At 68.5% G+C, this 6378-nt stretch carries 8 protein-coding genes; 2 read left to right on the top strand and 6 right to left on the bottom strand.

Annotated features, from left to right (window positions below):
- A partial coding sequence (locus tag Q0R13_RS19510; RefSeq protein ID WP_293907080.1) for a hypothetical protein occupies window positions 1-215 on the bottom strand: 215 nt, incomplete at its 3' end.
- Window positions 216-388: 173 nt separating this feature from the next.
- Here Q0R13_RS19510 and Q0R13_RS19505 point away from each other — a divergent pair.
- On the top strand, window positions 389-1147 hold the full coding sequence (locus Q0R13_RS19505) for a HAMP domain-containing sensor histidine kinase (protein ID WP_293907078.1): 759 nt from the start codon (window positions 389-391) through the stop codon (window positions 1145-1147).
- 44 nt (window positions 1148-1191) lie between these two features.
- The gene (locus Q0R13_RS19500) at window positions 1192-1614 is read left to right on the top strand and encodes a SufE family protein (protein ID WP_293907076.1); all 423 of its coding nucleotides are present in this window, start codon (window positions 1192-1194) and stop codon (window positions 1612-1614) included.
- A gap of 22 nt (window positions 1615-1636) precedes the next feature.
- Here the strand turns inward: Q0R13_RS19500 and Q0R13_RS19495 are convergent, their stop codons facing one another.
- The 5 genes from Q0R13_RS19495 to Q0R13_RS19475 form a co-directional block, all read right to left on the bottom strand.
- Window positions 1637-2125 carry a PAS domain-containing protein gene (locus Q0R13_RS19495; protein ID WP_293907074.1) on the bottom strand — a complete coding sequence of 163 codons (489 nt, stop codon included), beginning with the start codon at window positions 2123-2125 and terminating at the stop codon, window positions 1637-1639.
- Window positions 2126-2327: 202 nt separating this feature from the next.
- Entirely contained in the window at window positions 2328-2750 is a 423-nt protein-coding gene (locus Q0R13_RS19490; RefSeq protein ID WP_293907072.1) for a MucR family transcriptional regulator, read from the bottom strand.
- Between the two features lie 274 nt (window positions 2751-3024).
- Window positions 3025-3903, bottom strand: a complete 879-nt coding sequence (locus Q0R13_RS19485) for a crotonase/enoyl-CoA hydratase family protein (RefSeq protein ID WP_293907070.1) — start codon at window positions 3901-3903, stop codon at window positions 3025-3027.
- Between the two features lie 225 nt (window positions 3904-4128).
- Window positions 4129-4806 (bottom strand): hypothetical protein, encoded by a 678-nt coding sequence (locus Q0R13_RS19480; protein WP_293907068.1) that lies wholly within the window; start codon window positions 4804-4806, stop codon window positions 4129-4131.
- A gap of 8 nt (window positions 4807-4814) precedes the next feature.
- The gene (locus tag Q0R13_RS19475; RefSeq protein WP_293907066.1) at window positions 4815-5546 is read right to left on the bottom strand and encodes a hypothetical protein; all 732 of its coding nucleotides are present in this window, start codon (window positions 5544-5546) and stop codon (window positions 4815-4817) included.
- Window positions 5547-6378: the final 832 nt, after the last annotated feature.

Raw genomic sequence — 6378 nt, 5'->3', positions numbered from 1 at the left:
GCGCCGCCCGCCAGCGACGCCGCCGCGCCCAGCAGGGCCGCGGCCCCCACGCCGCCCAGCGCCAGCAGCTCCGGACCGCCGGGCGGCAGGCCGCGCCACGCCAGCCCGCCCAGCGTCGCTGCCACGGCCACGGCGAAGACGGCGTGCCACACCACCGCGAACGCCACATCGCTGCGGCGCCGCGCCTTGGCGGATGCGGGGCGGCCCTGGGTCATGCGAATCTGTCGACCCTCCTGGGCCAGGGGGCTGAGACTAGCGGCGAAGCCTGGTCCGCGCGAGCCGGCGCATGCGCGCGCCACGCGCCGAAACAATTTCGTAAGCCGCGTACGCCACCTTGCGGCCGCAGACCTTCTTGCAGCCCCTGACCTTCCGGGCGTATCGCCGTTCCATGTCTCAACCGGCCGACCCCCGAACCGACGCCAACGCCCGCGCGCAAGCCCGGCTCGAGGCGGCGATGGAGGAGCGCAAGCGCTCCTTTCTGCGGATGGTCAGCCATGAGCTGCGCACGCCGCTCAACTCCATCCTCGGCTTCTCCGAAATTCTCAACGCCGAACTGTACGGGCCCCTGGGGGCGCCGCAGTACAAGGAATATGCCGCGATCATCCACGGCAGCGGTCAGAAGTTACTCAAACTCGTGAATCAAGTGTTGGAGATCGCCCGGCTCGAAGGCCGGACCATGGACTTCGCCCTGCGCCACGAACCTGTGGAACTGGCCCTCGACGACGCCCTGGCGACCCTGAAGCCGGACCTGGCAGCGCGCGGGGTGCGGGTGCTGGTGCAGGGGCGCGGCGACCTGCCGGCGGTGCTGGCCGACCCGCGCGGGCTGCGCTCGCTGCTGTTCCACCTGATGCACAACGCCGTCGCCTTCTCGCCGGACGGCGGCCAGGTGACGGTCAGCGCCCAGGCCAGGGGCGAGGTGGTCGAGATCACGATCCACGACGACGGCGACGGCGTCGACCCCGACGACCTGCCGCGGCTGATGGCCCCCTTCGAGCAGGGTGAGAACGCCCTGGTCCGCAAGGCCGAGGGGGCCGGCCTGGGCCTGCCGATCGCCGACCTGACCGCCAAGGCCATGGACGGGCGGCTGAAGCTGACCTCGACGCCGGGCCAGGGCCTGACCGCCACCGTGCGCCTGCCGCTGGCCTGAAACGCGGTTGCGCCCGCGCCACCGCCGCCCTAACTCGCCCATCCATGGCCGCCATCGACGACGCATTGACCGAGCTCACCGACGAGTTCGACCTCCTGGGCGACTGGGAGGAGCGCTATCGCTATGTGATCGAGATGGGCCGCGACCTGGCGCCGCTCGGCGACGCGGAGCGCTCGGACGCCAACAAGGTGCGCGGCTGCGCCAGCCAGGTGTGGGTGGTGACCGAGCCCCGGGCCGACGGGACCCTGGCCTTCCGCGGCGACTCCGACGCCCACATCGTGCGCGGCCTGATCGCCATCCTGCTGCGGCTCTATTCGGGCCGTTCGCCGGCCGAGATCCTGGCCTTCGACGCCAAGGCGGCGTTCGAGGGCCTGGGCCTGACCGGCGCCCTGTCGTCCCAGCGCTCCAACGGCCTGGCCTCGATGGTCGCCCGCATCCGCCGCGATGCCGAGGCGGTGCGGGGTTAGGGCCCCGGCTCCGGAATGAGGGTCAGGCCGCCCGGATCCCGCTGGTCATCGCGCCCATGCCGATCACCGCGTCGTAGCCCAGGATCATGTCGACGTCGGCGCCCTGCGTGGTCAGCGGCAGGCGCATCCAGACGATCGACAGGTGCGAGGCGCCGCGCCAGGCCAGGTTGTGGATCCCCACCCGCGGCCGGCGGTCGTGGACCACCCGGCCCAGCTCGTCGCGCCAGTAGTCGGCCGCCGCGGTATTGTAGACCTCGCCCAGCCGCTGGCCGGTGATCTCGCGGCCATAGACGCCGTAAAGGCCGGTCCCGGCCAGCCGGATGCGGTAGTCGATGGAGGCCCCCGGCAGCACCTCGGTCAGGCTGACGGTGGGCAGCAGCCGGGTCATGTCGCGGGGGTCGAGCCGGCCGCGCACCGGCAGCGGGCCGCCGGCCTTCAGCGAGCTCCAGTAGCTGAACAGCTCCGCATGCGCCCGGATCGCGGCCGTGGGCTTACCGATCTGCGCCGCCATCTGATGAGTCTCTGGTAACAGCTTGGAATCCCGACGAATCACTTCTGGTCTGATCCGCGATTGGGCGGCAAGCCGAAACTGTGATCGTGCCCAGAAGTGATCTGTCCTGCCCAAAACGCAGAACGCCCGCCGGGGTGCGGCGGGCGTTCGAAGATCGCGACGCGATGAGGCCCAGGGTCTTTCCGGATATTGAGTGCGGACCCTAGCGCGTCTTCTTGCGCGGCGCCTGGCGGCCGCCCTGGCCCAGGCCCATCTGCTTGGCCAGGTCCGAGCGGGCCTTGGCGTAGTTGGGGGCGACCATCGGATAGTCCTTTGGCAGGCCCCACTTGGCCCGGTATTCCTCGGGGCTCATGTTGTACTTGGTGCGCAGGTGCCGCTTCAGCGACTTGAACTTGCGCCCATCTTCCAGGCACACGAGGTGGTCCGGGGTGATCGAGCGGCGGATCGGCACCGCCGGCTCCTTCGGCGCGATCTCGACCGTCTCGGTCCCGGACGAAACCCCCGCGAGCGCGCGGTGGACGCTCTGGATCAGGCCTGGAAGGTCCGCGGCGGCCACTGAGTTGTTGCCCACATAGGCGGAGACAATGTCCGCCGTCATCTCGATGACTTCCGACTTTTCGTCCATCTGCTCTTGTTTCCGAAAGGTTCGCGCCGAACGTGACGCTGGAGGACTCACTAGTTGAGTTCGCCGTCATTATCTGGATCGGCCGGTCCACACAACACAGAAATAGAGCAACGGCGACTCTCCTGTCGGGAGAATAAAAGACCTGCGCGACACAAACATTCCACCGCAAATCTACCTGCGCGGTCCGGTGTGCAGCGCAACACGTCGGCCTGGCTGCAAACGAAACGGCGCCCCGTTAAGGGCGCCGTTGGCCGCGTTATTCAATCCTGCAACATTAGCTGAAGGCGGGCGGCGTCCAGTGCGGCCAGATGTCCGGCAGGTCGGTGGAGACCTTGTCGGGGTAATGCGGCGGCCGCTTCTCCAGGAACGAGGTCACCCCCTCGCGGGCGTCTCCGGACTTGCCGCGCGCCTGGATGCCGCGGCTGTCGGCGCGGTGGGCGTCCATCGGGTGCGCCGCGCCGGCCATGCGCCAGATCAGCTGCCGCGTGATCGCCACCGAGACCGGGGCGGTGTTGTCGGCGATCTCGCGGGCCAACGCGCGCGCCGCCGGCAGCAGGTCGTCGGGCTCGTGCACCGAGCGCACCAGCCCCTTCTCGTGGGCCTCGGCGGCCGGGAAGATGCGCCCGGTGTAGCACCACTCCAGCGCCGTCTGGACGCCCACCAGGTGCGGCAGGAACCAGGACGAGGCGGCCTCCGGGTTCAGCCCGCGCCGCGAGAACACGAAGCCGTAGCGCGCGGCGGTCGAGGCCAGCCGGATGTCCATGGCCAGCTGCATGGTCACCCCCACGCCCACCGCCGGGCCGTTGCAGGCCGAGATCACCGGCTTCAGGCTGTCGAAGATCCGCAAGGTCAGCAGCCCGCCGCCGTCGCGCTGCGCGCCCTCGATCCGGCGCGCGGCGTTGTCGGCCTCGCTGCGGGCGTCGTAGTTGAAGGTCTCCGCCCCGCCCGACAGGTCCGCCCCGGCGCAGAACCCGCGCCCGGCCCCGGTGACGATCACCACGCGGACCGCGTCGTCGGCGTCGGTGGCGTCGAAGGCGGCGATCATCTCCTTCATCATCTGGGTGTTGAAGGCGTTCAGCTTGTCGGGCCGGTTCAGCGTGATCGTCGCGATCCCGTCGGCGACGTCATAGAGCAGGGTCTCGAAGGTGGGCATGGGCGCGTCCTCTGTGGCGTTGGACGCATTCCGGTGCGGTTGACGGACGGGAGGTCAAGGGGCCGTTGCGCGCCTGAAAGGTCGGGAAAGCCCGGCGCCCCCTTCCCTCCCCTTCCCGTTCACGGGAAGGCGGCGCCGCTCGCCCAGCGCAGCGAAGAGCGAGGGGTGGGAAGGGCAAGCGGCCGGCAGTGCGCCTACGTCGGCGTACAATCCGCCAGCGACACCTCATGGCCAGATAAGGAGGTCCCCGCCCCGCTCCGAGCGCACCTCCGCCGGCGGTCCGGCCTCCTCGTCGGAAAACGGAAACGGCGGTGCTTCCAGCCCTGCCGCGGACCAGGCGAGCCACGGGCGCCGGCTGTCGTCACCCGCACCCCCCTCAGGCTGGATGTAAGCCCTCGCACAGGCCCATTGCGCGCCCAGGGTCTCCACAAGGCTGTAGAGCACCCGCAGGGCAAGTTCGGGGTCCCGCGAGACTGGACTCTCGTTGTGCAGACCGATGTCCGCGCGGTTCCTGTTCGCCCCGTCCCCGTAGACGCCCGCGCTTACCCCCATGTCGATGCAAAGGGTGTCGTACCGGTTCCTGTTGGCGGACAGGAACAGGTTGTAGCCCTCCTTGCCGACCGGATGCGGATAGCGCGGTGGGTCGAAGCGAGCGCGGCGGTCGATCAGGGCGCCGAGATCCTCCGCGGACATCTCGAGCACCGGCCCGGGGTCACGGCCCGGGCGGATGGCCCGGGCCGCAAGCAGCGGCCACATCTCCCCGTAGGCCGGCTCCAGGTCCCCCAGCCTGCGCGCCAACGCCTGCACGCGCGCGGCGATCGCGACCGGATCTTCCGCCCGCAACGACCAGCCGCACTCAAACTTCCGCGAGTAGTAGTTCGTCTCGTTGGTGAAGGCGCTCATGACTGTAGCTATCTCGCCGGTGTGTATTGGAGTTCAATCGGTTTCGGGATCACGGTCTTCAAGCGCGCCTTGGCGGGCTCTTCCGCGAAATACCAGTCGATGGGCTGGCCTTGAGCGGCGCGAACCTGACGATCCCCTTGCCCGTACAGCGCCCCTTCGACAAGTTTTCCGAAGGTGGAGCGCCAAGCCCGATCGAGGAGCGCTGCATAGCCGGGTCCCTTCGCCTCAAGCAGTTCGTGGCGAGGATCCCAGACGGCGCAACCGTCGAACTTGACCGGCTTCTCACCGGGATTGCGCACAACATAATCGACGCCCCTCGCATGTGTTATCTGCGCGTCGTAGTCCTGCGTTCGCTGGGGGTAGAAACTGTAGCCGGGGTCCAGTTCCCAACTCCCATTCGGATGGCAAGTCGGATCGAGTTCGCGCTCGCCCTTTTTCAGTTGGCTCGCGAGCGGGATTTCGCCGTCGCGCAGACGGTTCTCAGCGCGCGCGTAGGCGCGTGGCTCCGGCGCGTCCTTTCCCTGCATCCGCCGTTGCTGTTCGGCATAGAGGCGTTCGACCTCGGTGGCGTTGTTCGCAACGCTCCCGTCGCCGAGTTGGAACCAGCCGCCTACCTGCGGCTCCACGAAGTTGAGCGGAGACGGTAACCCTGGAAAGTAGGCCGGCCCCAAGGCCGGGTTCATCGCGGGCGGGTATCTGCCGAAAAAGCCGCGGCCCGTCGCGGCGGGCGCCTGGGCCATGCCATCGAGCGGGGGCCCGACCTGAAGTCCCGATGGAGATGGGAGCAGCGCTGGCGGGGGCGCAACTGCTATGCGGGCTTCCCGCCAACGTACGGGGGGATCGACGGCCTGTGCGCCGCTCGGCGCTCGCTCCCCAGCTCTCCAGCGCCTGGGCCCGTCAGGGACCCACACCAGATCGCGATCGCCCACGCTGGTCTCGGTTGGCGGGCTTGCCGGCGGGTGGTCGACGTCATGCGGATCAGGCGTTTCGTCGAAGAAGGCCTCGTCCTTCCGCTGTTTGACTCGCTGGCGTTCCGCTTCGATCTCCGCAGGCGGCCGCCGGTACCATCGGTCCAGGACTTCGCCACTCAGGCTCGCAGGATCAATTTGCCTCATAAATCTACCCCCTGGATTGACTGAGACTCAGGTTCCAACCGACTTCCATTCAGCGCCAGTCAGTGGCCTCGCGGCCTCGCTTGCCCCAGTTCGATCATCGCAGATGCGAAACACTGAGTCAAGAACAAAACACGAACAGTGGGCTGTCCCCGTCAATCGGAAGAGTAGAAACACACGCCACCTTTGCCGTGCGCCACGGGCGCCAAAGCCTGGGCGTGCGGGAGGGGTCGAACCGATCCGCTCGGAGCCAGCGTTATCGGAAGTAGGAGTCTTCGCGGCCATCTACTCCCGGCCTGGTGAGCGGGAAAGGACGCGGGAAACCTTGACATCCGCCTGTTGATGTTCTATCTTTGTTCTCATGGAGCCTGCTCCCCCCGCCCTCACCCCCGAGCACATCGACAGCCTCTTCGCGCTGATGGCCGAGGCCGGCGCGGTGGGCGTGCGCAAGGTGCAGGCG

It is taken from the genome of Phenylobacterium sp., from assembly GCF_025351295.1.
GTDB lineage: Bacteria > Pseudomonadota > Alphaproteobacteria > Caulobacterales > Caulobacteraceae > Phenylobacterium.
This window is presented reverse-complemented; position numbering and strand designations above follow the sequence as displayed.

Coding starts and splice junctions, on each gene's coding strand:
- Q0R13_RS19500 (WP_293907076.1), top strand. CDS start 1,192: ATGGCCGCCATCGACGACGCATTGACCGAGCTCACCGACGAGTTCGAC.
- Q0R13_RS19505 (WP_293907078.1), top strand. CDS start 389: ATGTCTCAACCGGCCGACCCCCGAACCGACGCCAACGCCCGCGCGCAA.
- Q0R13_RS19475 (WP_293907066.1), bottom strand. CDS start 5,546: ATGGCCCAGGCGCCCGCCGCGACGGGCCGCGGCTTTTTCGGCAGATAC.
- Q0R13_RS19490 (WP_293907072.1), bottom strand. CDS start 2,750: ATGGACGAAAAGTCGGAAGTCATCGAGATGACGGCGGACATTGTCTCC.
- Q0R13_RS19480 (WP_293907068.1), bottom strand. CDS start 4,806: ATGAGCGCCTTCACCAACGAGACGAACTACTACTCGCGGAAGTTTGAG.
- Q0R13_RS19485 (WP_293907070.1), bottom strand. CDS start 3,903: ATGCCCACCTTCGAGACCCTGCTCTATGACGTCGCCGACGGGATCGCG.
- Q0R13_RS19495 (WP_293907074.1), bottom strand. CDS start 2,125: ATGGCGGCGCAGATCGGTAAGCCCACGGCCGCGATCCGGGCGCATGCG.